27 protein-coding genes and 1 pseudogene are annotated in these 22,226 nt (G+C 37.7%); 23 read left to right on the top strand and 5 right to left on the bottom strand.

The features are described from left to right. Positions 1 to 45: 45 nt before the first annotated feature. From F3D3_RS06385 to F3D3_RS25150, 3 genes are read left to right on the top strand one after another with little or no spacing between them, the layout of a single operon-like run. Positions 46 to 891 (top strand): site-specific integrase, encoded by an 846-nt coding sequence (locus F3D3_RS06385; protein ID WP_069872265.1) that lies wholly within the window; start codon positions 46 to 48, stop codon positions 889 to 891. After that, the gene (locus tag F3D3_RS06380) at positions 884 to 1,759 is read left to right on the top strand and encodes a transposase zinc-binding domain-containing protein (RefSeq protein ID WP_069872263.1); all 876 of its coding nucleotides are present in this window, start codon (positions 884 to 886) and stop codon (positions 1,757 to 1,759) included. Before F3D3_RS06385 ends, F3D3_RS06380 begins: the two co-directional genes overlap by 8 nt. Further along, positions 1,663 to 2,052, top strand: coding sequence for a transposase (locus tag F3D3_RS25150; protein WP_374700067.1), 390 nt, complete (start codon positions 1,663 to 1,665; stop codon positions 2,050 to 2,052). Before F3D3_RS06380 ends, F3D3_RS25150 begins: the two co-directional genes overlap by 97 nt. 278 nt (positions 2,053 to 2,330) lie before the next feature. Here F3D3_RS25150 and F3D3_RS06370 read toward each other — a convergent pair whose 3' ends face one another. Then, a complete protein-coding gene (locus tag F3D3_RS06370) occupies positions 2,331 to 3,473 on the bottom strand; it encodes a hypothetical protein (protein ID WP_139132038.1) in 1,143 nt (380 codons plus the stop codon). Positions 3,474 to 3,549: 76 nt separating this feature from the next. Continuing rightward, positions 3,550 to 3,672, bottom strand: coding sequence for a hypothetical protein (locus tag F3D3_RS24900; RefSeq protein ID WP_255364377.1), 123 nt, complete (start codon positions 3,670 to 3,672; stop codon positions 3,550 to 3,552). Positions 3,673 to 3,861: 189 nt separating this feature from the next. Between F3D3_RS24900 and F3D3_RS06365 the strand changes: the two genes are divergently transcribed. The 3 genes from F3D3_RS06365 to F3D3_RS24050 all read left to right on the top strand — a co-directional run bounded on the left by F3D3_RS06365 (position 3,862) and on the right by F3D3_RS24050 (position 7,272). Further along, a complete protein-coding gene (locus tag F3D3_RS06365; protein WP_242877093.1) occupies positions 3,862 to 5,394 on the top strand; it encodes a SulP family inorganic anion transporter in 1,533 nt (510 codons plus the stop codon). A gap of 133 nt (positions 5,395 to 5,527) precedes the next feature. Continuing rightward, entirely contained in the window at positions 5,528 to 6,871 is a 1,344-nt protein-coding gene (locus F3D3_RS06360; RefSeq protein ID WP_069872258.1) for a PLP-dependent aminotransferase family protein, read from the top strand. A 155-nt stretch (positions 6,872 to 7,026) separates the two neighbouring features. Next, positions 7,027 to 7,272: a hypothetical protein gene (locus F3D3_RS24050; RefSeq protein WP_207645351.1), complete on the top strand. Its 246-nt coding sequence runs from the start codon at positions 7,027 to 7,029 to the stop codon at positions 7,270 to 7,272. Here the strand turns inward: F3D3_RS24050 and F3D3_RS06355 are convergent. Further along, a complete protein-coding gene (locus F3D3_RS06355; RefSeq protein ID WP_069872256.1) occupies positions 7,231 to 8,628 on the bottom strand; it encodes a 6-phospho-beta-glucosidase in 1,398 nt (465 codons plus the stop codon). The two genes, F3D3_RS24050 and F3D3_RS06355, sit on opposite strands and share 42 nt — an antisense overlap. Positions 8,629 to 8,896: 268 nt before the next feature. On the opposite strand from F3D3_RS06355, the gene F3D3_RS06350 reads away from it, so the two are divergent. Further along, positions 8,897 to 10,087, top strand: a complete 1,191-nt coding sequence (locus F3D3_RS06350; protein WP_069872254.1) for an HD-GYP domain-containing protein — start codon at positions 8,897 to 8,899, stop codon at positions 10,085 to 10,087. A 78-nt stretch (positions 10,088 to 10,165) separates the two neighbouring features. Here F3D3_RS06350 and F3D3_RS06345 read toward each other — a convergent pair whose 3' ends face one another. Beyond that, positions 10,166 to 10,678, bottom strand: a complete 513-nt coding sequence (locus F3D3_RS06345) for a methyl-accepting chemotaxis protein (protein ID WP_069872252.1) — start codon at positions 10,676 to 10,678, stop codon at positions 10,166 to 10,168. Further along, entirely contained in the window at positions 10,647 to 10,922 is a 276-nt protein-coding gene (locus tag F3D3_RS24045; RefSeq protein WP_069872250.1) for a hypothetical protein, read from the bottom strand. Before F3D3_RS24045 ends, F3D3_RS06345 begins: the two co-directional genes overlap by 32 nt. Before the next feature lie 220 nt (positions 10,923 to 11,142). Between F3D3_RS24045 and F3D3_RS06335 the strand changes: the two genes are divergently transcribed. The 16 genes and pseudogenes from F3D3_RS06335 (at position 11,143) to F3D3_RS06265 (ending at position 22,217) form a co-directional block, all read left to right on the top strand. Beyond that, on the top strand, positions 11,143 to 11,445 hold the full coding sequence (locus F3D3_RS06335; protein ID WP_069872248.1) for a DUF2089 family protein: 303 nt from the start codon (positions 11,143 to 11,145) through the stop codon (positions 11,443 to 11,445). Between the two features lies 1 nt (position 11,446). Further along, positions 11,447 to 11,848 (top strand): hypothetical protein, encoded by a 402-nt coding sequence (locus tag F3D3_RS06330; protein WP_069872246.1) that lies wholly within the window; start codon positions 11,447 to 11,449, stop codon positions 11,846 to 11,848. Between the two features lie 146 nt (positions 11,849 to 11,994). Further along, positions 11,995 to 13,314 carry a serpin family protein gene (locus tag F3D3_RS06325; protein WP_069872245.1) on the top strand — a complete coding sequence of 440 codons (1,320 nt, stop codon included), beginning with the start codon at positions 11,995 to 11,997 and terminating at the stop codon, positions 13,312 to 13,314. 75 nt (positions 13,315 to 13,389) lie between these two features. Further along, a complete protein-coding gene (locus F3D3_RS06320; RefSeq protein ID WP_069872550.1) occupies positions 13,390 to 14,289 on the top strand; it encodes a YafY family protein in 900 nt (299 codons plus the stop codon). 98 nt (positions 14,290 to 14,387) lie between these two features. After that, positions 14,388 to 14,843 carry a GyrI-like domain-containing protein gene (locus F3D3_RS06315; RefSeq protein WP_069872243.1) on the top strand — a complete coding sequence of 152 codons (456 nt, stop codon included), beginning with the start codon at positions 14,388 to 14,390 and terminating at the stop codon, positions 14,841 to 14,843. Positions 14,844 to 15,101: 258 nt separating this feature from the next. Beyond that, on the top strand, positions 15,102 to 16,100 hold the full coding sequence (locus F3D3_RS06310; protein ID WP_069872241.1) for a 2-hydroxyacyl-CoA dehydratase: 999 nt from the start codon (positions 15,102 to 15,104) through the stop codon (positions 16,098 to 16,100). Next, entirely contained in the window at positions 16,097 to 16,891 is a 795-nt protein-coding gene (locus F3D3_RS06305; RefSeq protein ID WP_069872239.1) for an acyl-CoA dehydratase activase, read from the top strand. Before F3D3_RS06310 ends, F3D3_RS06305 begins: the two co-directional genes overlap by 4 nt. Then, positions 16,878 to 17,306: a 6-carboxytetrahydropterin synthase gene (locus F3D3_RS06300; protein WP_069872237.1), complete on the top strand. Its 429-nt coding sequence runs from the start codon at positions 16,878 to 16,880 to the stop codon at positions 17,304 to 17,306. Before F3D3_RS06305 ends, F3D3_RS06300 begins: the two co-directional genes overlap by 14 nt. Beyond that, on the top strand, positions 17,303 to 17,971 hold the full coding sequence (gene queE / locus F3D3_RS06295; protein ID WP_069872235.1) for a putative 7-carboxy-7-deazaguanine synthase QueE: 669 nt from the start codon (positions 17,303 to 17,305) through the stop codon (positions 17,969 to 17,971). Before F3D3_RS06300 ends, queE begins: the two co-directional genes overlap by 4 nt. Position 17,972: 1 nt before the next feature. Continuing rightward, positions 17,973 to 18,554, top strand: coding sequence for a GTP cyclohydrolase I (folE, locus tag F3D3_RS06290; RefSeq protein ID WP_069872233.1), 582 nt, complete (start codon positions 17,973 to 17,975; stop codon positions 18,552 to 18,554). A gap of 32 nt (positions 18,555 to 18,586) precedes the next feature. Then, positions 18,587 to 19,252: a 7-cyano-7-deazaguanine synthase QueC gene (queC, locus tag F3D3_RS06285; RefSeq protein ID WP_069872231.1), complete on the top strand. Its 666-nt coding sequence runs from the start codon at positions 18,587 to 18,589 to the stop codon at positions 19,250 to 19,252. Between the two features lie 36 nt (positions 19,253 to 19,288). After that, positions 19,289 to 19,435 (top strand): annotated as a pseudogene (locus F3D3_RS25145) (GNAT family N-acetyltransferase); the annotation flags it as partial. 26 nt (positions 19,436 to 19,461) lie between these two features. Next, positions 19,462 to 19,590 (top strand): YoaP domain-containing protein, encoded by a 129-nt coding sequence (locus F3D3_RS25140; protein ID WP_374700066.1) that lies wholly within the window; start codon positions 19,462 to 19,464, stop codon positions 19,588 to 19,590. Positions 19,591 to 19,715: 125 nt separating this feature from the next. Further along, positions 19,716 to 20,387, top strand: coding sequence for a response regulator transcription factor (locus F3D3_RS06275; RefSeq protein WP_069872227.1), 672 nt, complete (start codon positions 19,716 to 19,718; stop codon positions 20,385 to 20,387). Positions 20,388 to 20,479: 92 nt separating this feature from the next. After that, positions 20,480 to 21,385 (top strand): ABC transporter ATP-binding protein, encoded by a 906-nt coding sequence (locus tag F3D3_RS06270; protein ID WP_069872225.1) that lies wholly within the window; start codon positions 20,480 to 20,482, stop codon positions 21,383 to 21,385. Between the two features lies 1 nt (position 21,386). Further along, on the top strand, positions 21,387 to 22,217 hold the full coding sequence (locus F3D3_RS06265; RefSeq protein WP_069872223.1) for an ABC transporter permease: 831 nt from the start codon (positions 21,387 to 21,389) through the stop codon (positions 22,215 to 22,217). The last annotated feature ends 9 nt before the right edge of the window (positions 22,218 to 22,226 follow it).

The raw sequence follows: 22,226 nt of genomic DNA, 5'->3' as shown, positions 1-22,226 counted from the left end.
TTAGATATTCTTATTCTGAATCTAAAAGAAAAGGMGCTATTTTTTATGTCTAAATTATTATCTAAAATGCAAATGGATATGGAACTCAGAGGTTTMAGTCCAAAGACTGTCACTGTCTATCTCAAAGGGGTTAAGAAGATTTCGAAATTTCACAACTTGCCACCTGAGAATCTCACCTATGATCATGTTCGCGAATTTTTACATGATGCAATTACCAGTAGAAAGCTCAGTCGATCTTATGTAAATTCAAACTACAGTGCCATTAAATTCTTCTTCGAAACTACTCTTGGTCGTGAATGGAATATGGTCGATATTCCTAGRGTRAAACAACCGTCTAAGCTTCCAATTGCTTTAACACCCRCACAGATTCACGCACTTTTTGACTCTGTCACAAATCTTAAGCATAAAACCATGCTTGTAGTCTGTTACTCTTCGGGTTTGCGCGTTGGGGAACTTATGAACCTYAAAGTCTCTGATATTCATTCAGATACGATGCGCATTCGCGTCAGAGATGGCAAAGGACTCAAAGAACGCTACACGCTTCTTTCGAAAAGTGCTCTTGATCTTTTAAGAATTTACTACAAGCAATATCACCCTAAAGATTACCTTTTTCAAAGCTTCTCAAAAGGCAAACCATTGACGACGCGGAMCATTCAAATGGTGTTTAGGACCAAGTGTGATCTCTTRGGATTTCCTAAAGAAGCCACGATTCACAGTTTAAGACACAGCTTTCAGGCACATCTGCTTCTTGCCGGAACCAATGTTGTCGTTATTCAAAAACTGCTTGGTCATTCTAAGCTTTCAACGACCACTGTCTACCTTCATTTAACTACCGCTGACGTGACTAAAGCCATTAGTCCGTTTGATAGTTTGGAGGTTTTTAATGCCTAATCTCCAAGATATTTTTGTGCGTTTCTTTGAGGACTATTGTCAAACCCACAMTCCCTCATATGATCAATATAAAGTCATGAATGCTCTCATGGCTTGTCGTACTTCTAAACTGGGGGGACATCATAATGTTTGCACAAATTGTGGTGAAACTTCTATTGCTTATAATTCTTGTCGTAATCGTCATTGCCCACTTTGTCAGTCTTTCAAAAGAGAAAAATGGCGTGTTGATCGCAACTCTGAACTTTTAAATGTCCACTACTTCCATGTGGTTTTTACTGTCCCTGAAGAACTCAATCCAATTTTCTTTGCCAATCAAGCTTTGATGTACAATTTGATCATGAAGTCTGCTTCTAAAACGCTCTTGTCTCTAGCTGCCGATAAAAAGCATCTAGGAGCTCAAATTGGTCTAACTGGTATTCTCCACACATGGGGTCAAACACTTTCTTATCACCCGCATGTTCACTTTATTGTACCCGGTGRGGGGCTTTGTACTAAAACCATGCGCTTTAAAAAAACCCGAAAAAATTATCTAATTCATGTTAAAATACTCAGTCGTGTTTTTAAAGGCATTTTTATGAAAGCCTTGAAAAAACTTTTTTACGAAGGTCAATTACAAGGTTGGAATACAAATGAATGTGCATCCGCTTTGGACTTTCAAAATAGAATCGATGCTGCCTATTCAAAAGCTTTTGTAGTTTACGCCAAAGAAAACTTTGACTCACCTACTCACCTACTCACGTGGTTAACTACTTATGTCAGTATACTCATCGTGTGGCCATTTCCAATCACCGCATCCTCAAAGTCACTGATGATCACGTCACTTTTAGATATAAAGACAATAAAGACTCCGGAAAAACCAAACAAATGACACTTACTGGCACAGAATTCATACGCCGGTTTTTAATGCATGTWYTGCCTTCTGGCTTTGTGAAAATTAGACATTATGGCATTCTCGCTGCTAGAAACAGGCCCACAAAGCTTGCTCACTGCCAGCGCATTATGAAGATTATTCCTTCTAAAAAATCCAGTGATTATACTGCACTTGAGTTTCTAGTCAAATTTATGCGCCTTGATTTTTCTAGGTGTTCAAAATGCCCTTTAGAACCTTCTAATTGTGATACTGTCATGCAAGAGGCTACACCACATATTGGTGCAGGTTAAGCTTTTGAAACTTAATAGATTCTTACACGTCYAAATGATTGAATGTACTTTCATGGGGAGGGGGAATCTATGTCATTGTATCAATTTTTCCATCGATTYACAATCTCATTTTTACCTTTTGTAAGGCGTTTATTCAAAATCTGTTCTAAAAAACCTAAAGAGCAGATCATTGGATACCCAAAGATAATGGTGACGCGGCTTCGCTAGGCACAATGTTCCTAAATCACATTTTATGCCTCCTTGAGGCTTATTTTTTTGTGTGATTTAGAAACATTACTTTATGTTATACGACGTTTGAAATTCATTATGCTGAAAATAATATCATGTTCATCTCCAGTATAATAAATAATTCTTTTTACCAAATCTATGTCTAACCTTGTGTCGTTGTCTAATAGAAATTTAAGCATTTCTTTTGCATGCTTTTTACTTCTATTCCTCCTCATATTTAAAATAAATGTCACGAACATAGTCCCGACTGTATATGGAACAAAGAGTATGGAAATCATCCTTGTGAAAGTTCCCTCATTTATTTCTTTTACATCACTAATAAACTTCGTTCTTTCTTCAAATCCAATTGTTTTTTCACTTTGAATTTCATTTATAAGATTTTCTTTATGGGATTCCGCAAATTTATATATATGTGGAGACCACAAAAAAATTAACATTCCAATACATACGACATATATATTTAAAATTTTATAAGCTTCTTCTAATTTGATTAATTGATAAGGTGGCGTCAAATACAATATAAAGATTTGAAATAACAAAGAAATTAGAGAAAGGCCAAGTATATATTTCAAATTATATTCAATAAAAACTGGTAACGATAACATCAGACTATAGTCAAAAATACTACTTGGAAGTGTAAATGCCTTATCAGTAAATGAACTTGAAATTGCCAAAAAAGTTACTTCGACAAAAAGCATTGTTATAATCAAAAAAAATACCCCTTGCACGCTTGTAATTAAAATTGAAATGGCTTTCATAAAGTAACTATTTTTAACGATTGACAAATATAAAATCATTGGTAAAAATACTAATGGTAGAAGGACAAGAGTTACTTCATTTGGATACTTATTGAGAATACTATATATCCTCTCAATTTGTGCCAAATGTAAAAAATTAAGCATACTTGCAATCAATAATGCTAAAAAGGAAATATCCAATATTTGATTTCCTCTTTCTTCTTGGTCTTCAGAAAACTTAATTGGGAAGATATGAATATAATTCAACAGTTTTAAATTGTAATATCTTCTACCGATTCGAATAATGCATAAAACTATTCCTAAAAAAATCAATATTTCTGACAATAATATATTACTTGATGCACCTGTGAATATTACAAGTAGTGAAATAAAATAAATTAATATCACACTGTTCAATTTGAGCAATATGTTAACTATTGACATTATTATTTTCAAAAGTATTCCTCCGTTTCAAATGTTGTATAACGTCCATATCCCTGCCCTCCAAAAATAAAGGCTATTTTTTACATTATCATTTTACCATACCACCACAACCAGAACAAACAAAATAAGTGTCCTGTAAAATAAGTTTGATGCCCAATACTAAAATAGCCATAAAAACTGCCCAAGATGGTTTTATAATAGCCCCTGCCATTGTAGTAGTAGGTAAAAGACCATCCCTTTCGGATAATATATCCTCGTGGGAAACTTACTGCGGATTATCCTGCGTGGATGACCTTACGGGCCCCATTTAAAAATCCAACTTTCCGCATTTTATTCTATGTCTTAGCCACAATCTATGTTATAATAACAACTTATGAGTTGAAAATTTGGAGGTAAGAAATTGATATTAAATGAAACAACAGGTCAGAAAATGAACATCAAAAATGAAATTTTATCGGGACTTACAGTGTCACTTGCACTTGTACCAGAGGCAGTGGCATTTTCTTTTGTAGCTGGGGTTTCACCACTTGTGGGACTTTATGGCGCGTTTATGGTAGGTCTAATTACTGCGATGCTGGGTGGAAGACCTGGGATGATTTCTGGTGCCACTGGCGCAGTTGCTGTGGTTATGGTAGAACTCGTCGCAAGCCATGGCGTAGAATATTTGTTTGGGGCAGTGATATTAATGGGCCTCATACAAATACTCGTAGGTGTCCTTAAACTGGGGAAATTCATACGAATTATGCCACACCCTGTGATGATCGGGTTTGTAAATGGTCTTGCAATCGTCATATGCCTAGCGCAGCTCGATCAATTTAAAGTTGAAAATTCAAGTGGGGCCTTAGTCTGGATGCGTGGACAAGAACTAATGATTATGGTGGGACTCGTGCTTATGACCATGGTGATCATGTATCTTTTGCCAAAGCTGACAAAAGCGATTCCTTCTGCTTTATTTGCAATTCTATCCGTAGCAGTCCTTGTCAATGTATTTCATATTGATACGAAGAGTGTTGGAGATGTTGCCGCAGTGGGTGGGGGACTTCCACAGTTTCATATTCCGAACATGCCACTGAATTTAAAATCCATTGAAATCATATTGCCATACGCCTTTATATTTGCCGCAATTGGGCTTATAGAATCACTTATGACCTTAACGCTTGTCGATGAAATTACGAATACACGTGGTCGTGGGAATAAAGAGTGTATTGGGCAAGGTCTTGCTAATATCGTCACAGGCTTTTTCGGGGGGATGGGTGGCTGTGCCATGATCGGGCAAAGCATGATCAATATTAACTCGGGTGGTCGTAATCGGCTATCTGGTATTTCATCGGCGCTGTTCTTACTAGGGTTTATACTATTCGGCTCAGCATTAATTGAAATGATTCCCTTTGCAGCACTTACAGGTGTTATGTTCATGGTGGTCATCGCCACTTTTGAGTGGTCCACGTTTAAGATGATCAAAAATATCAAAAAAACAGATGCCTTTGTAATCCTAATTGTTTCGGGTATAACAGTGGTTGAAGACTTAGCGGTAGCGGTTGTTGTAGGTGTCATTGTATCCTCACTGATATTTGCTTGGGAAAAAGGGAAGCGTATAGATATCATAGCTTCAAAAGCAGTGGATGGGACCAAAGTTTATGAGGTCAGAGGGGCGTTGTTCTTTGCATCCTCTCGTAATTTCATAGAGGGTTTTGATATTGCAAACGATCCAATCGAAGTGGTCATAGATTTTATGCACGCACGTGTATTTGATCACTCAGGGATTGATATCATCAATAACCTTACCGAAAAGTATAAATCAGAAGGCAAGATCCTGCACCTTAAGCATTTGAGCAGAGAATGTTACCAGTTTATTCAGAATTCTAGTGAGGTTATAGAGGTCAACATCATAGAGGATCCCAACTATCATTTGGCGCTTGATGAGTTGGCCTAATCTTTTCAGCTTTTAAATTGCATATAAAGTTCTTATTTGATATTATGAAATTGACTTTTGACACTCTGACCATATTGAGTGTCAAAAGTCGAAAGAATAAGCGCTGAAAAAGCTGAGAAAGCGTGTTGTATAAATGTATAAATATTTAGAAATTGCTCAAAATATTGAGCAGCAAATAAAACTCAATAAGTTTGGACCCGGTAAAAAATTGCCATCGATTCGGTCTATGACTAAAAGGTTTAGCTGTAGCATGTCTACTGCGATTAAGGCTTATGAAGATTTAGTGGATCGGCATATTGTCTATGCGGTGCCCCAAAGTGGCTATTTTGTAGTTGAGGCCACTCTGATTCCCCCTGAAAGGGATTTGGCGTTGATTGATTTTTCCACAGGGGTGCCACGTATTGATGAATTGCCCAATGATGATTTTAAACATTGCCTCAACAGGGCGGTGGATATTTATAGCCATATTGCCTTACATCCCGATATTGAGGGGATGGCATCTTTAAGACAATTGCTCGTAACCTATCTTAAAGAATATCAGGTCTTTTCTGCTTATCAAAATGTTTTTATTAACTTAGGGATTCAGCAAGTGCTTACGATTTTATCGCAAATGCCATTTCCTAATAATAAGGACGTTATATTAATTGAAGAACCCACTTATGCGGTGTATATCATGTTCTTAAAGCAAGCTGGGATCAAAACTTTGACCATTGCAAGAGATGAAAATGGTCTTGATCTCAATGTCTTAGAGCATTTGTTTAAAGTTGAAAACATCAAGTTTTTTTATACGGTCCCGAGACATCACAATCCACTTGGAACGTGTTATTCCAAAAAAACGAGAGAAAAAATTGCAAAACTTGCCAAGAAATATGATGTCTACATTGTTGAAGATGATTATTTAGCAGAAATGGACTTTAATCTCAAATACGATCCCCTATATGCTTATGGGGATCATTACCATCATATCTATCTAAAAAGTTTTTCTAAAATTATACCGTGGATTAGAATTGGATTGTGCGTGATGCCCACTCACCTTATAGACACTTTTCGAGCGTATAAGTGGAATCATTATTACTACTCCTATGTGGCCTCGTCGATAGTGGCTCAAGCCACACTGGAAATATACATTAAGAATGGCATGATCAGCAGCCATATCAACCTTTTGAAAAAGCAATACGCCAGTAAAATAGAATGTTTAAAATCAGCAATCGCTCAGTTAGAGCCTTTACCAGAAGGGTGCAAATGGTCTTATGGTTCTGGTTATTATGTCTATATAGGGTTGCCAGAGCATCTTGATGAAAAAAGGCTCATCGATAACTTAGAAAAGAAAAGCATTAAGGTGAGTTCAGGTTCACGTCATTATTTAAACGCATCCTCATATAAAAAGGGGATTCGAATATGCATCACCCGTGCAAACAATGAACAAATAGCACGAGGCATTCCTACCATCATGGCGGAAATAAAGAAATTGATATAACCCTTGGGGAGATGAACCCCCACTTTAAGAAGTGGGGGTTCATCTCCCTAATTCCGTGGGAGTCCAAACTCCCACGGAATGCAATCCTATAGGATTGCACAAGGGTTACGAAGGCAGCGAAGCGGACTGAGTACATGTTTTGATCGTATATGGATATGAAGTTAAAAGAATGGGCAAAAAAAGAACTGCTGACAGGGGTCAATAGTTCTTTTTTCTATTTTACATGTTTGGTTAGGATGTCAAAAGTCAGTTTCGCATTCCCCCTCAACCCTATGCTGTATCGCGTACTTCCTGTAAACGACATCATAGGGGAGAGGGGGGCTCAACTTTTAGATTTTGATCCCTTAACCCTGTTTATGTTATTTGAAGAAATTTGGAAGATAGCGCTTATGGGCTTGTAACATTTCTTCAAATATTTCTGATGCCATTGTATCTGAGGGGACGAGGGGGTTATTGTTAAGCGCTGTGATGGCAATGTTTTTATTGCCAGTAACAGCGGCTTCACAGACTAAGGCTTCAAAGGCTTTTATGTTTTGGATTGTGCCGCGAATCGTAGGCGATAGTTCACCAATTGCGATGGGCTTAGGGCCATCCGCTGTAATCATAGCAGCAATTTCCACACCACTGTTGTTGTCGATACCACTTACAGCACCGTTGTTTTTACAGTTCACATATTGAATATCGCCTTTATCTGTATAGATTGAAGCGATTAAATTACATGCAGCATCGCTGTAATGTGCACCACCACGTTTTTCAAGTTGAGGGGGTTTGATGTTAAGATTTTCGTCTTTGTATAGTTCAAACAATTCGGCTTCGGTGCGCTTGACCACTTCAGCACGAACATTGCCCTGTTTAAATTCTTCAAGCTCCATCTCGAGCATCTCCTTGGTATGGTAGTAATACATCATATAGCCACAAGGAACCGCCTGAATACCGCGAAGGAATGCTTCGCTAAAAGGCATGAGCATAGGTGTTTTAGAAAGACTTTCTTCTGGCTTATGTCCCTCCTTGCCTATGTTTTCGCGGCTGGCTTTCATCATTTTCATTCTTTCTTTAATCCCGTATTCTTTTGAGAATGCAATATACTTTTCGAGGACTTCTGGCATAACACTTTTGCCTTCTAAAAAGACGTCCGTCGCAAAAAAATGATGGTTCAATCCTGCTATTTGAAGCCGCAGTTTTTCAGGGGGTACATCAAGCATAAGCGCCAGAGACATTTGCATGCCAATGGGCACATTGCAAAGACCCACGACCTTGGTATGATTTGTATACTTCAAAACAGCTTCTGTGACCATGCCACTTGGATTTGTAAAATTGATGAGCCATGCATCAGGGCAGTATTTTTGAATGTCCTTAACGATGTCCAGTATGACGGGAATGGTTCTGAGCCCTTTAAACATGCCACCGATACCATTTGTCTCTTGTCCAATGAGACCATGGCTGAGTGGAATGCGCTCATCCTTGATACGTGCCTCTAATAAGCCAACGCGGAATTGAGTCGTTACGAAATCAGCATCTGGAAGTGCTTTTGCTCTGTCGAGCGTCAAGATTATTTTCATCGGTAAACCAGCTTTTTCAACCATACGCTTGGCGAGGTTTCCTACGATTTCTAATTTTTCCTGACCCTCCTCAATATCCACTAACCACAGTTCTCTTACAGGCAATTCATCATATCTTTTGATGAACCCTTCTACAAGTTCAGGTGTATAGGATGAACCACCACCTATAGTGACAATTTTTACAGATTTCCGAGTCATTTTACGGCCTCCTATAATTTTATATGTTTAACACATGGAATCCTTATACCCTAATGATATACGATTGGTTTTTTGTAATCAATGTGTAAACAATGCAGCTGTACCGTAACAGTTAAAGGGATATTAGAATGAACCTAAGTGCTCATAGCGCTTATCAATTCAAAAGGAATCGTGTATAATAAAGAGAAATTATAGTTGTTAATAAGTCGAAACAAATACGACATCTAACCCATTGTAAGAATTCTCAAAAGGAAGTGGAGGAACAGGTATGGTAAGGGAGCGCAAGCGTGTTCTTGCAGCATTTGTTATTATCATTTTTTTTATCGGTTTATCTGTACTTGGACTATGGGGATATGCATCTTATCAAAGTACAATTCTATATTCTTATGTTGAGGATGTGTCTTCTAAAGTCTATAAAAATAATGACTTTTATGTGGAGATAGTAGCAGGTGAAGGTTGGCAAATTGATGGGACTGCGATAGGTTTTGGCGCTCAATACGATGGGTATTTTTACAACAAGAAGGGCTCAGAACTTGTGGATTGGAGCATCGACTTTGTTGTTCCAGAAGAAAGCTATATCGATAGTGCATGGAATGGTGTGTTTGAAAAAAAAGAGAATCAGATCCATTTACATGCAGTGGATTATAATACAAATTTAAGCCATGAAAATGCGATTACTTTTGGTCTTGTGATGTATACCAGCGAGCCTTTTACCGTAAATGAGATCAAGGTTAGTGGTTACTGGGATCGTAAGATGACAAGCTATCCAATCTTTGGGTTTCTAATGTTCCTTTTGGTAATTGTTTTGGTGGCTTTAATAACGTATTTGATTTCCGATTTTCGTATGAAAAATATGCGCATCAAACAGGATGAATACAAAGAAATTATTTTACAATCACTTAAAACCTTTGCAAATATCATTGATGCAAAGGATGCCTACACAAAAGGTCATTCTTTACGTGTAGCCAAGTATGCACAGGAGATTTCAAGGCGCATGGGAAAATCGGTGGAAGAACAGGAACGCATCTTTCAAATTTCGTTACTTCATGATATTGGAAAAATTGCAGTTGATGATAGCATCCTCAAAAAACCAGGTAGATTAACACCTGAAGAGCTTGAAAAAGCGAAGATGCATGCGAGTACTGGCGGTGATATTCTGAAAGATTTTACTAAAATTGACGGGATTGAAGATGGTGCTCGATTTCATCATGAAAGTTTTGATGGCAAAGGCTATCCATGCGGGCTAGCTGGTGAAGCAATTCCAGAGTGTGCAAGAATCATTTGTGTTGCAGATGCTTTTGACGCCATGGACAGTGATCGGTGTTATAGAAACAAATTGTCAAGAGAGATCATCTTCAAGGAACTTGAGAATTGTTCAGGAATTCAGTTTGATGGCGAAATTGTAAAGCATATGATTCAAATCATTGAGGATGGATTTTCAACAGAAGATCCTAGTTGAAATGGCAAGTAAGCTTGCCATTTTTTATGCCGTTTTTTGAAGTATATAGCCTTTATTTATAATGATTATATTTTTTTATTAAAGCTGATCTGCTATTTTTTCGACTTCATAAGCAGAATGCGTCAGTTCTTCCATATCATGCGCCACTTCATCAGAAGCACGTAATTGTTGTTCGCCTAAGATGAGGGCTTTGTCAATGGCACTTATAATCTCATCTGTTTCTTGTCTAATCGTGTTGAGTGTATTTTTGATATTCTCAACTGCCAAAGTGCTCTCATCAGCCATTTTTCGGATCTCTTGAGCCACCACGGCAAATCCTTTTCCATGTTCGCCAGCACGAGCCGCCTCAATAGAAGCGTTAAGCCCTAGTAAATTGGAGTTTCGGCCAACGGCACTTACAAAGTTTAAGATCTCTCCAGTCTTATGTGTTTCTTCAATGACGCGATTTCCTTTTTCTTTTAAATAACCAATATGTGAAGATAAAATTTTGGCAGTGGATGCAATTTCCTCCATCATAGCGGTGGTTTTTTCAGTCCCTTCTGAAATCAATTGGGAAGATTCATGCAGTTTGTTTTGAATTTCTAAAGTCATGATGACGACTATAGCGCCAATATAGGTCCCCTTTTTTAAAATTGAGTGCCCTCCAATTTTGAGCACCGATATCAAATGTTTTGGCAGGCGTATAGCCAACGATATTGCCCTCATTATCGCAAATAATAGCGCAACAATCTAAGGGAAATAACTTCAGATAAACTTCTGCTGCATCTACTATGGTTTTCAAATCACTTGAAATTTTAAAATCTTCATTTAAGAGTTCTTTTTCGAGCATAAGCATGTCTCCCCCTAAGTTATATGATCCAGCTATAATTCTATAATTACAACTTTCGAATTCAGTCTAACATTTCTGAAATGTCTGAAAAAGGTCTATTATTTGACTTGAATATCATCAAACGTTTGAATTTGAAAAGATAATTTGATATTTTGTTTTAATAATATTAAACATTGACTTTAATAAAATTAAAGCATATAATCAATTTTATTAAAGGAGGTATCGTATGGCAATAGAAATGGTTCCAGATTGGATGGTCAATCTGGATGATGAAGATGTGTCTTTTTTAAAGAATTTCATAATGGCATCAGGTTCTTTGAAAGAGATTGCCAAACAGTATCATGTGACTTATCCCACGGTGAGACTAAGGCTTGATCGGTTAATACAGAAGATTAAAATCAGTGATGATACGGCTAATGAACCCTATATCGCATTGATAAAACGACTTGCAGTAAATGAGAAGGTTGATTTTGCCACGGCAAAAATCTTGATAACAGAATACAAAAAAACCATAAAGGAGAATAAATAAGATGATGAATACCTTATTAGCGATTATTTTTTTTACATTCATATTAGGTGGAAGCGTAGGCTTACAAATCTTTTTATCTACGAGACAAAACAAATGGCTTGGATTGATAATCCCTATTATTTGTTTTATGTTGTCACTGTTAATTGTGGCGAATATAGCTGTGTTCACGACGTTTACGACAACCTCAAAAACGGAAATCGTTAACGGAGAAGTGATTAATCAAGGCGTTGTACAGTCTCAGACTTCAAAAAAGAGTTTAGGCGAAATACTGGCGATGGTGATTCCCGTATTTATTATGAGTAATTTATCCACACTGATATTTTATGCAATCTATTTAGGGTGTCGTGAAAAGCGCAAAAAGAATCTGGCGCTTGAAAAGATGCGTATTCAAGATTTAGAGTAGATCTATTTCAATATTTTGGGCAGATAAGCTTCTTTTAAGTTCGATGCCAATGAGAGCACGAAGAGCACGATGGAACTTTTTAATAAGTTCACCCGTCAAATAAAGTGTGTTCAATACCCAATTATATTTTAAAGGAGTGTGGCAAGGTGGATAAAAAAAGGCATAAAATTTTTAGAAGTTTACATATGAGTATGATTGCAGTACTCATTGTATCTTTGATATTACTGGCCGGATGCACAAGTGATCATGGTGAAGTGACGCCTATAAAAGGTTTGGCGCAGACATCGGAAGCTTTTAAAGTTATAAACAACGAGGTCCCTGAAATAGAGGATAGGGTTGAAACAGGTATTATGGCATCTAATCAAATGGGATTCGAATTGATTCAAGAGATGGCGAAAAAAAATCAAGATGGGAATTTGCTGTTCTCTCCAACCAGTCTATCATTTGCACTTGCAATGATTGTAAATGGCGCAGAAGGTGAAACGAAATCGGGTATTTTAGAAGTAATGGGTGATACGGAAGTCGAGCTTAATGAACGTTATAACCTATTAATGAACTATTTGAATGCCCTCGATAAAAAAGAAGATTCGGATGTCCCGGGCATTAAGATGAAAATTGCAAATTCTTTATGGTTTAAGGATACACTTGAGCCTAAACAAGATTTTGTGGATACTTTAGGTGCTTTTTACAATGCACAGGTCTATCGTTCTGATTTTAGTGATCTCAAAACAGTGGATCAAATGAACCAATGGGTTGAAGCACAGACGAATCATCTGCTCAAGGGCACTTTTGACAAAATTGACGCGGAGACCATTGCATATTTGATGAATACGGTGTATTTTAAGGGGACTTGGATTGATGAATTCTCAGAATCGGCAACGCAAGAAGAAACCTTTTTCAAAACAGAAACAGAGACAACCCCAGTCAAGATGATGCATAAAACAAACAGTTTGACATATTACGAAGACGCATCATATCAGATGACAAGTTTACCCTATTATGGCGGTAGCAGCTTGGTTTTGGTTTTGCCAAAAGGAAACTTGGATGATTTTTTAAGTACATTGAAATATGACGATTTTCAAAAGATGATTCAAGCTAATCAAAATGAGATGCAAAGATTAGAGTTGAGTTTGCCTAAGTTTGATTATGAAGTGAGCAATGGTTTAACGGATTTGCTTACGGCTAAGGGCATGGGGAGAGCCTTCTCTAGAACTGAAGCAGAATTTGGAAAGATGATTGAGATTGAGGGCGAAAATTTATATATCAGTTCTATTTTTCAAAATGCACGCATTATACTAGATGAAAAGGGAACAGAAGCAGCCGCAGTGACGGTAGCAGAATTCGCAACAACATCTGCGATGCCGAGTGAACCTGTGACTTTTAAATGTGATAGACCTTTTCTATATATTATAAAAGATGATGCAAGTGGTGCTGCATTGTTTATAGGGCTTGTGAGAGAACCCTAGAAATAAAGTAGGAAAATAAAGAAGGTGCTGCGCGTGATCTAGATGGCAACAGCACTTTTGAAGGGAGGCATTCATTTGAAAACAGATCGCTTATTTAGTATCGTGCATATACTACTCAATAAAGACCGCGTTACGGCTAAAGAGCTGGCTGAAAAATTTGAAGTTTCCACGAGGACGATTTATCGGGATGTGGATTCACTTTCTATGAGTGGCATTCCGATCTACACGGATAAAGGCACAGGGGGTGGCATAAGCCTACTTGAAAATTATGTGCTCAACAAAACAGTTATTTCAGAGGCAGAAAAAAACAGTATTTTATTAGGCCTTGAAGTTCTAGAAGCCACGCATTATGATCAATCCAATACAGCGATTAGCAAGCTTAAACACTTATTCGATGGCGAAAAAAATCACTATATCGAAGTCGATTTTTCGGATTTTAGTAATGGAAGACAACCTAAGATCTTTGAAGACCTCAAAGCGGCGCTTCAAAAAAATCAAACTTTAAAAATGGTCTATCAAAATAATAGCGGGGAAAAAACGGATCGGATCATCGATCCCCTTAAACTCATTTTCAAGCAACAGAGATGGTACCTGATGGCTTATTGTCATAAAAGAAAAGACTATAGAACCTTTAGAATATCTCGAATACTGGATACTGAAATAACCTCTAAACTCTTTAATAGAAAAGATTATGATATTTCAGATCGGGTGCTCATATCTCATGAAATGAATCATATGGAGCCAGTGACGTTAACACTTGATGCAAAAGCTCTATTTAGAGTTGAAGAAGAATTTTCATTGAGCAGGATTGTGCATCATGAGGATAAAGGCATTTTAGTCGTCACGTTTGAGGCAGAACTGGATGAATGGTTACTCCATTACATCATGACTTACGCCGATGATCTGATGGATATTAAGCCAGAATTTTTAAAAGAAAAGCTTAAGGACAAAGCCCAAAAAATAATGAATTTGTAAACTCCACCTAATATGACATGCTGTTGTCATATTAGGTACCTTATAATGTGGTTATAGATACTATAACAGAGACTACAAAAGATAGGGAGAGGTGCTTTATGAATTATGAAATAGTAACACTTGAAGACATAACAGTTGTGGGGCAATCGATCATGACAACCAATGAAAATGGACAGGCGATGTATGATATTGGTGCAATGTGGCAAAAGTTTATCAGCGAAGGGCATTTTGAGCGCATTGAGCATAAAACCACGGGCGAAGGCATTGGCCTCTATACCGATTATGAAGGGGATGTTACAAACCCGTATCGCTTTATGTGCTGTGTGGCGGTTTCAAAAGGGGAACAATCTGGTTTTGAGACGAGAACCATCGCGGGTGGCAAATATGCAAAATTTACAGTGATCGGGGATGCCGTAGAATCTGTTGGCAAAGCATGGCAAGCTATATGGGCAATGGACCTCAAACGAAAGTACGCTTATGACTTTGAACTCTATCATAATGAAAATGGTGACATGGACCATCAAACGATTGATATTTATATCGGATTAGAGTAGCGGCGTTTTTTACGCCGCTTTTTTTGAGGGCTCAATAGGGATATAGAAATACAGCCTTGTTTTTTGTAGGGATGAAAGGTATAATGTACAGGCGGTAAAAATACGCATGAATAAGGTCAAACTAATGGAATAAGACAGTTCGTAACCATCCTGTCTATAAACAAAACTAGGACTTACACTTGTATGAATTACATAAGTGCTTTTTTTGTTTAGGGCGAGCAGGCCCTTTTTTTGTTTGCTTTTTTTGAAAGGAGTATCATGAAAAAGATCGGTTTAACAACAACAGTACCAATAGAAGTGTTGATAGCAGCAGGCTATACGCCAGTGGATTTGAACAATCTGTTCATAACCTCTGCGGATTATTTGGCCTATATTGAATTGGCTGAAAAAGAGGGTTTTCCAAAGAGCACTTGTGCTTGGACAAAAGGCATATATGGCGCTTGTATTAGGCACGATATAAAAGAAGTAATCGGAGTCGTTGAAGGGGATTGTTCTAACACTAAGGCTTTAATTGAAGTCATGAAAATGAAAGGGATTGAGGTTTATCCATTCGCCTTTCCACAAGAACATACGATAGAAGCGGTTACGATGTCGATAAAGACATTTAGTAAACGCTTTGAGATAGACGAAAATACCGTAGAATTCACACGAAAGCACCTCAATAAGATCAGAGCAAATGCTATTGAAATTGATCAGCTTACCTATGACACACATAAGGTCACAGGGTTTGAAAATCACTTGTTACAGCTTTGCTTGAGTGATTTTAATGGGAATCCAGAGGCTTATGAAGCTTTACTAACCCAAAAACGAGATGAGATCAGCAAGCGTCAAGAAAATCCGAAAATGATCCGGCTAGCTTATATCGGCGTACCGCCTATGACTGGCGACTTATTTGACTTTGTGGAAGCGTTGGATGCGCGCTTTGTCTATAATGAAGTCCAAAGAGAATTTGCATTCCCACGGGCAGGTCAGGCAAAAAATATATATGAACAATACTTTGATTATACCTATCCTTATGAACTTGATTTTAGAATAGCAGAAATAGTGAAACAAATTGAAGCACGTCATGTTCACGGCATTATTCATTACACACAGGCATTTTGTCATCGAGCGATCGAAGATATCGTTTTGCGCGATCGGCTGAAGATCCCTATGTTGACGATTGAGGGCGATAAGTTGAATACAATGGATGCGCGGACGAAACTACGCGTTGAAGCCTTTGTGGATATGATTTGTGAAATAGAGGCAGACAAATGAAAATACTAGGAATAGACCTTGGAAGCCGTGAAGTGAAGCTTGTCGTTATGGAAGAGGGCTTTATTATCGAAAAGAAGAAGATCAGTACGATGCAATTTTACAGAGATTATTGCGCGTATAAAGATAAGATTGTTGTGGATTTTGAAAAGTTGAAACTGGGTAAGTTTGATGCTGCCATATCGACGGGATATGGTAGAAATAATGTTGATCTAGAAAGTTTCACAGTAGTCAATGAAGTGAAAGCTCATGTTCAAGGTGCCGTTTATCAATCTAATCTCAGAGACTTTATATTAGTGGATGTCGGTGGACAGGATATCAAAATTATGCAAGTTGAAAAGGGCAAAATGATGGACATGGCCCTTAATGATAAATGTGCGGCTTCATGTGGCAGATATTTAGAGAACATGGCCCAGATTCTTGAAGTGGATATGGATAGACTATCCACTTATGCGGAGAACCCAGTAGCACTAAACTCAACTTGTGCTGTCTTTACAGAGTCTGAGCTCATCGGGAAAATTGCAGAAGGCATCCGCTTAGAGCACCTTTGTGCTGGGGTAAATTATTCACTTTATAAAAGACTTAAACCCATGCTCACTAAATTCAAAGGCAATCGATTGCTTGTGGCAGGCGGCGTTGCCTATAATAAAGCCTTGATCTCGTATTTAAAACAGGATTATCAGAATGTCATTTGTCTGAAAGAGCCTCAATTTAACGGTGCGATCGGGTGTTGTGTTTTGGCGCATAAAAAGAGGCAGAAAAGTAGAGAGGGGGCAACTTATGTACTTTCTTAAATGTGAACATAGTTTTGACAGCGCTCATTTTTTAAAAGATTATCAAGGCAAATGTGCCAATATTCATGGTCACAGATGGCGTGTTGTCGCTGAAATTTATTCTGAAAAATTAGTTGAAGAAGGTATATTACGCGGTATGATCGTTGATTTTGGAGATCTTAAGCGGGATTTGAAAATAGAAGTGGATTACTTTGACCATGCGCTCATTATTGAAAAGGGGAGTATGAAGGCAAAGACTTTAGCGTGTTTAATAGAGGATGACTTCAGGGTTATCGAAGTGATGTTTAGGCCCACGGCAGAATCTTTTAGTGCGCATTTTTATGATCAAATGACCCGTAGAGGTTACAGCGTGAAGAGCATTGAAGTCTATGAGACGCCTACGAACTGTGCAAGTTTTGAAGGGGTGACCTTATGAAGTATCAGGTGGTAGAATCCTTTAGCAGTATCAATGGAGAGGGCCTGAAAGCTGGCGAACTGGCTTATTTTATACGATTTGCAGGATGCAATCTCAATTGTAGTTATTGTGATACGAAGTGGGCAAATGCTGCCGATGTCGATTTCGAGTGGCAGACGAAGGCGCAGATTTATAAAAAGATCAAAGCGGCGGGAATTAAAAATGTCACACTAACAGGCGGTGAGCCTTTGCTTCAAAAGGGGATAAAAGACCTGCTGTCTTTTTTAGATCAGGATGAGCAAATAGAAGTTGAAATTGAAACGAATGGGAGTATTGATTTAGCCCTGTTTAAGGCGCAAGGTTATAAGCGCATTGCCTTTACGATGGACTACAAGTTAGAGGGCAGCCAGATGGAAGCGCACATGTATTTAGCGAATTTTACTGCGCTCACCAAAGATGATGTTTTGAAATTTGTTATCAGTAGTCCAAAAGAGCTTGAGCAAGTGGCTGAAATCGTACGTGATTATGAATTGATAGATAGGTGCCACATTCTATTGAGCCCTGTATATGGCAAGATAGAGCCCCTGCAGATCGTCGATTTTATGAAGGCGAAGCAATTAAATGGCGTGCGTGTGCAGTTACAGCTCCACAAAATCATCTGGAATCCGGATGAAAGAGGTGTTTGATATGATCGATCAAAAAAGACTAGAAAGTGCCTTTAAAGAAATTTTAGAGGCACTTGGTGAAAATCCTGATCGCGAAGGTCTTGTGGATACCCCCGAGCGATTTGCAAAGATGTGCATGGAGAACTTTGCTGGGATAGCGTATTCAAATGCGGAGATTGCCAAGCTCTATGACGTCACGTTTGAAGATGAAACGTATTATGAAGCAGGCACAGACGATTTTGTTCTCATGAAAGATATCGAAATATTTTCATATTGTGAGCATCACTTTGCCTTAATGTATAATATGAAAGTTGCCGTGGCCTATATGCCAAAGCAAAAAGTCATTGGACTTAGTAAAATCACAAGAGTGGCAGATTTAGTTGGAAAACGTTTACAGCTCCAAGAACGCATTGGAAAAGATATTGCTGAGATCATTCAATTAATCAGTGAGAGTGAAGATGTGGCTGTGATCATTGAGGGCGAGCACAGCTGCATGACCACACGTGGAATCAGAAAGCCAGGGGCAAAAACCATAACCAAAACTTTTAGAGGCCGTTTTAAATCGGAACCTTATTTGGCCAATCAGATCATCGGGCTATTGTAAACGTGGGCTGTTATAAAGACGAGGAGGCAAACATGAATGAAAAATTAAAGCGTAAGGCAGTTGTTGTTTTTAGTGGGGGTCAAGATAGTACCACTTGTTTATTTTGGGCTTTAAAGGCGTATGATGAGGTTATTGCCATATCTTTTGATTACGGTCAAAAACATATATTTGAATTGACTTGTGCTGAAAAAATATGTAAAAATAATAATGTAGAGTTTCACGTCTTGGATATGTCTTTATTAAACCAATTGGCACCCAATTCTTTGACAAGACGCGATATTGAGGTCTGTAAAGAAAAGCCGGAGGGCGAACTGCCAAATTCGTTTGTCGATGGCAGAAATCTTATATTTTTAACATTTGCGGCTGTATTTGCAAAGCAAAGGGATATTCATCATATTATAACGGGTGTTTCTCAGAGTGATTTTAGTGGATACCCAGATTGTAGAGATGTCTTTATAAAATCAACGCATGTGACTTTAAATCTTGCGATGGACTATCCATTCGTCATTCATACACCGCTTATGTGGCTTGATAAAGCGCAGACCTGGAAAATGGCCTACGATTTAGGCGTCCTGGAGACCATTAAAAATGAAACCCTCACCTGTTATAACGGGATCATTGGGGAGGGGTGCGGCGCTTGTCCTTCGTGTGAACTCAGAAATAAAGGGTATCGTGAATTTGAGGCAAATTATTTATAAAACAAGGTTTTGGAAGACATTGATTTAATCTAATACATCTGTTGTGCTATTTCAGAGAAAAAAGGTGAAAACTGTGTGGGTAGTAAAAAGCAGTGGTTAAAAGAACGGTTTAAAGATGGGATGGTCTTTGTAAAGCTTGCAGAAAGAGGTAAAGTCTTTATAGAGTATATGCCAGCAGAACGCCATATCGCATCACTAAGCTTGAAACCGTGGAAGAGGCACAAAATGCACCGACGCCATGTACGATATACACGGTATTTATCAATGGAGACTTTATAACAAATGAGGTGCTTACAGAGAAAAAGCTTGTGATGTACTTAGAGCAATATGCTAAATAGATTTAGAGCTTAGGTTGCATTTTGACAACCTAGGCTTTTTTAGAGATAAAAAAAATCGAGTCATTACAATATTAAAAAAATTTGGTAAAATAAACAGAAGCACTTAATTTTTGAAAGGAAACAATATGGCTGTAATTTTAATTGTAGAAGATGACTTGAATATAAACAACATGATTGCAGAGGCACTTACTAAAAACCAATATTCGTGTATACAGGCTTTTTCGGGGACTGAAGCACTTTTAAGAATGGAACAGCAATATTTTGATCTCATTTTACTGGATTTAATGTTGCCGGGAATGACTGGGGATCAGGTTATTCAGAAAATTAAGTCAATAGAGGAAACCTCGGTGATTATAATTTCAGCAAATGATGAATTGGATCGTAAAGTGGACTTGCTTTCAGCAGGTGCGGAAGATTATGTCACGAAGCCATTTGAAATAAAAGAATTACTTGCAAGGATTGCAGTTCAATTGAGAAGAAAAAGCAAAAGGCCTGTGGATACACTCTATACACACAAGGGTTTATCACTCAATTGTGTCACGTATCAGGTCGCTTTAAAGGGATGCGATATAAGCCTTACAAGGCAAGAATTTAAAATTCTTGAACTCTTGATGAACTATCCGAATAAGGTTTTCAGCAAACAAGATATATATCAATATGCTTGGGATGAATACTATGTTGGTGAAGATAAAACAATTAATGTGCACATCAGTAATATGAGGCAAAAATTCAAAAAAGTATCTCGTGATGAGTATATTGAAACCGTATGGGGAATAGGTTTTAAACTTTCTAAATGACATCTTTATGATTTCTTTAACTTTTATTGGCGATATTTTTGTACTTAATCTGTATACTCATAAGTGAGTTAAGCACAAAAGGAGGCGTCGAGATGACCTATTTATTGAGTACAAACTGCCTTACGAAGCAATTTAAAGATTACAAAGCAGTGAATAATGTCAGCATGAACATTAAGCAAGGCGAAATTTATGGCTTTATAGGCAGAAACGGAGCAGGAAAAACAACTTTTATGAAAATGATAAGCGGGCTTACTTTTCCAACAAGTGGAGAGATCTCTTTGTTTGGGTACAGTGACAGCGAGACGAAGAAAATGTTTTCAAGGATAGGGACTCTTATAGAAGAACCAGGGCTCTATCCAACATTATCAGCATATGACAATCTCAAGCTAAAATGCTTGTGCATGGGCATCAACAAAACGCATTATATTTTTGATCTATTAAAAACGGTTGGACTTGCGGATGTCGGGACGAAAAAAGTTCAAAATTATTCTTTTGGAATGAAGCAAAGACTTGGAATTGCTATGGCGCTTGTTGGAGAACCAGATCTTCTTGTCTTAGATGAACCTATAAATGGTCTTGATCCACAGGGCATTGTTGAAATGCGCGAGATGATCCTTAAACTGAATAAAGAACGCAATATAACGATTATAGTATCAAGTCATATTCTCGACGAACTTTCAAAGATTGCAACACATTATGGCATCATCCATAAAGGCGTTTTAATTGAACAATTGACAAGGGAAGAGCTTCTCGGAAAATGTTGCGCGCATATTGAGATCAAATTGGAACAGTCTGAAAAGGCATGTGTTATTTTAGATAGAATGGGATTCACCGAATATAAGATGATCGGGAAAAATACAATCCACATCTATGAAAGACTTGAAGAAACGGGTGAAATAGCCATGACATTTGCGGAGAACAAAATAAAGTTAAGTTCTATAACCGTTGTCAGTGAAGCACTTGAAGAATTCTTTTTAAATCTCACAAGGGAGGCATAGAATGATTAATGTTATTAAAATGGACTTATACAGAATGGTCAAAAGTAGATTTACATGGATCATATTCATCATTATTGGAATTTTTATAGCAGTAAGCGTCCGTACACAGCACCGTGATTATATCTATTTACTCAGTGTCCTTGAAACGGATTCAGAGATGTTTTTCGAACGGTTTCCTTTAGTGACATTAGATTCAGGAGACGAAGTCGTAGATACATTTTTCATGTTTTCTCACCTTTTGCAACAATCTATAGGTTATTTTCTTTCTTTCTTTGTTGTTTTGTTCTCAGTGCTTTTTACGGGATTAGAGAATAGTACTGGCTTTATTAAGAATATTGCAGGGCAGTCAGCGATAAGACATAGGACGATAATTTCTAAGTGTTTCTCCAATTTTGTTTTTTCCAGCATGAGTGTAATTTTAACCTTTGTGGTGACTTTAATAAGCTTCAAATTGTTTTTTGGATATGTCTACTTTGCCATGTATTCACTGCCAGACATGTTGATCTATACTCTGTCACAGATGCTGTTATATGCCGCATTTGCTATTCTCGTCATGTGTATGTCACTCCTTATTAAAAATCAAGCGATCAGTATGGGGATTGGTGCGTTGCTTGCGATAGGCTTTACAAAGATCATCACAAATTGGTTTGATACGGTATTTTCAATAAATCATTTTTCATTCTCTTCACTTTTGATCACTCACAACAGAGTAGCACTGCCTTTGCCTTATGAATTTTCTGCTTATCAGCAAGCCTGGACAGTAGGTGGCAGTATTATTCTAATAGCGATGGCAATCAGTATATTGGATATGAAAAAAAAGGATATTTTATAAGAGGTTTTT

Source organism: Fusibacter sp. 3D3, assembly GCF_001748365.1.
Classification (GTDB): domain Bacteria; phylum Bacillota; class Clostridia; order Peptostreptococcales; family Acidaminobacteraceae; genus Fusibacter_A.
The sequence above is the reverse complement of the archived record's forward strand: the minus strand, read 5'-3'. Positions and strand labels throughout refer to the sequence as shown.

Excerpts from the sequence above, each read along its gene's own strand:
- F3D3_RS24900 (WP_255364377.1), bottom strand. The coding sequence starts at position 3,672 with ATGGCAGGGGCTATTATAAAACCATCTTGGGCAGTTTTTATGGCTATT.
- F3D3_RS06360 (WP_069872258.1), top strand. The coding sequence starts at position 5,528 with ATGTATAAATATTTAGAAATTGCTCAAAATATTGAGCAGCAAATAAAA.
- F3D3_RS24050 (WP_207645351.1), top strand. The coding sequence starts at position 7,027 with ATGAAGTTAAAAGAATGGGCAAAAAAAGAACTGCTGACAGGGGTCAAT.
- F3D3_RS06355 (WP_069872256.1), bottom strand. The coding sequence starts at position 8,628 with ATGACTCGGAAATCTGTAAAAATTGTCACTATAGGTGGTGGTTCATCC.
- F3D3_RS06350 (WP_069872254.1), top strand. The coding sequence starts at position 8,897 with ATGGTAAGGGAGCGCAAGCGTGTTCTTGCAGCATTTGTTATTATCATT.
- F3D3_RS06345 (WP_069872252.1), bottom strand. The coding sequence starts at position 10,678 with ATGACTTTAGAAATTCAAAACAAACTGCATGAATCTTCCCAATTGATT.
- F3D3_RS24045 (WP_069872250.1), bottom strand. The coding sequence starts at position 10,922 with ATGCTTATGCTCGAAAAAGAACTCTTAAATGAAGATTTTAAAATTTCA.
- F3D3_RS06335 (WP_069872248.1), top strand. The coding sequence starts at position 11,143 with ATGGCAATAGAAATGGTTCCAGATTGGATGGTCAATCTGGATGATGAA.
- F3D3_RS06330 (WP_069872246.1), top strand. The coding sequence starts at position 11,447 with ATGATGAATACCTTATTAGCGATTATTTTTTTTACATTCATATTAGGT.
- F3D3_RS06315 (WP_069872243.1), top strand. The coding sequence starts at position 14,388 with ATGAATTATGAAATAGTAACACTTGAAGACATAACAGTTGTGGGGCAA.
- F3D3_RS06310 (WP_069872241.1), top strand. The coding sequence starts at position 15,102 with ATGAAAAAGATCGGTTTAACAACAACAGTACCAATAGAAGTGTTGATA.
- F3D3_RS06305 (WP_069872239.1), top strand. The coding sequence starts at position 16,097 with ATGAAAATACTAGGAATAGACCTTGGAAGCCGTGAAGTGAAGCTTGTC.
- F3D3_RS06300 (WP_069872237.1), top strand. The coding sequence starts at position 16,878 with ATGTACTTTCTTAAATGTGAACATAGTTTTGACAGCGCTCATTTTTTA.
- queE (WP_069872235.1), top strand. The coding sequence starts at position 17,303 with ATGAAGTATCAGGTGGTAGAATCCTTTAGCAGTATCAATGGAGAGGGC.
- folE (WP_069872233.1), top strand. The coding sequence starts at position 17,973 with ATGATCGATCAAAAAAGACTAGAAAGTGCCTTTAAAGAAATTTTAGAG.
- queC (WP_069872231.1), top strand. The coding sequence starts at position 18,587 with ATGAATGAAAAATTAAAGCGTAAGGCAGTTGTTGTTTTTAGTGGGGGT.
- F3D3_RS06275 (WP_069872227.1), top strand. The coding sequence starts at position 19,716 with ATGGCTGTAATTTTAATTGTAGAAGATGACTTGAATATAAACAACATG.
- F3D3_RS06270 (WP_069872225.1), top strand. The coding sequence starts at position 20,480 with ATGACCTATTTATTGAGTACAAACTGCCTTACGAAGCAATTTAAAGAT.
- F3D3_RS06265 (WP_069872223.1), top strand. The coding sequence starts at position 21,387 with ATGATTAATGTTATTAAAATGGACTTATACAGAATGGTCAAAAGTAGA.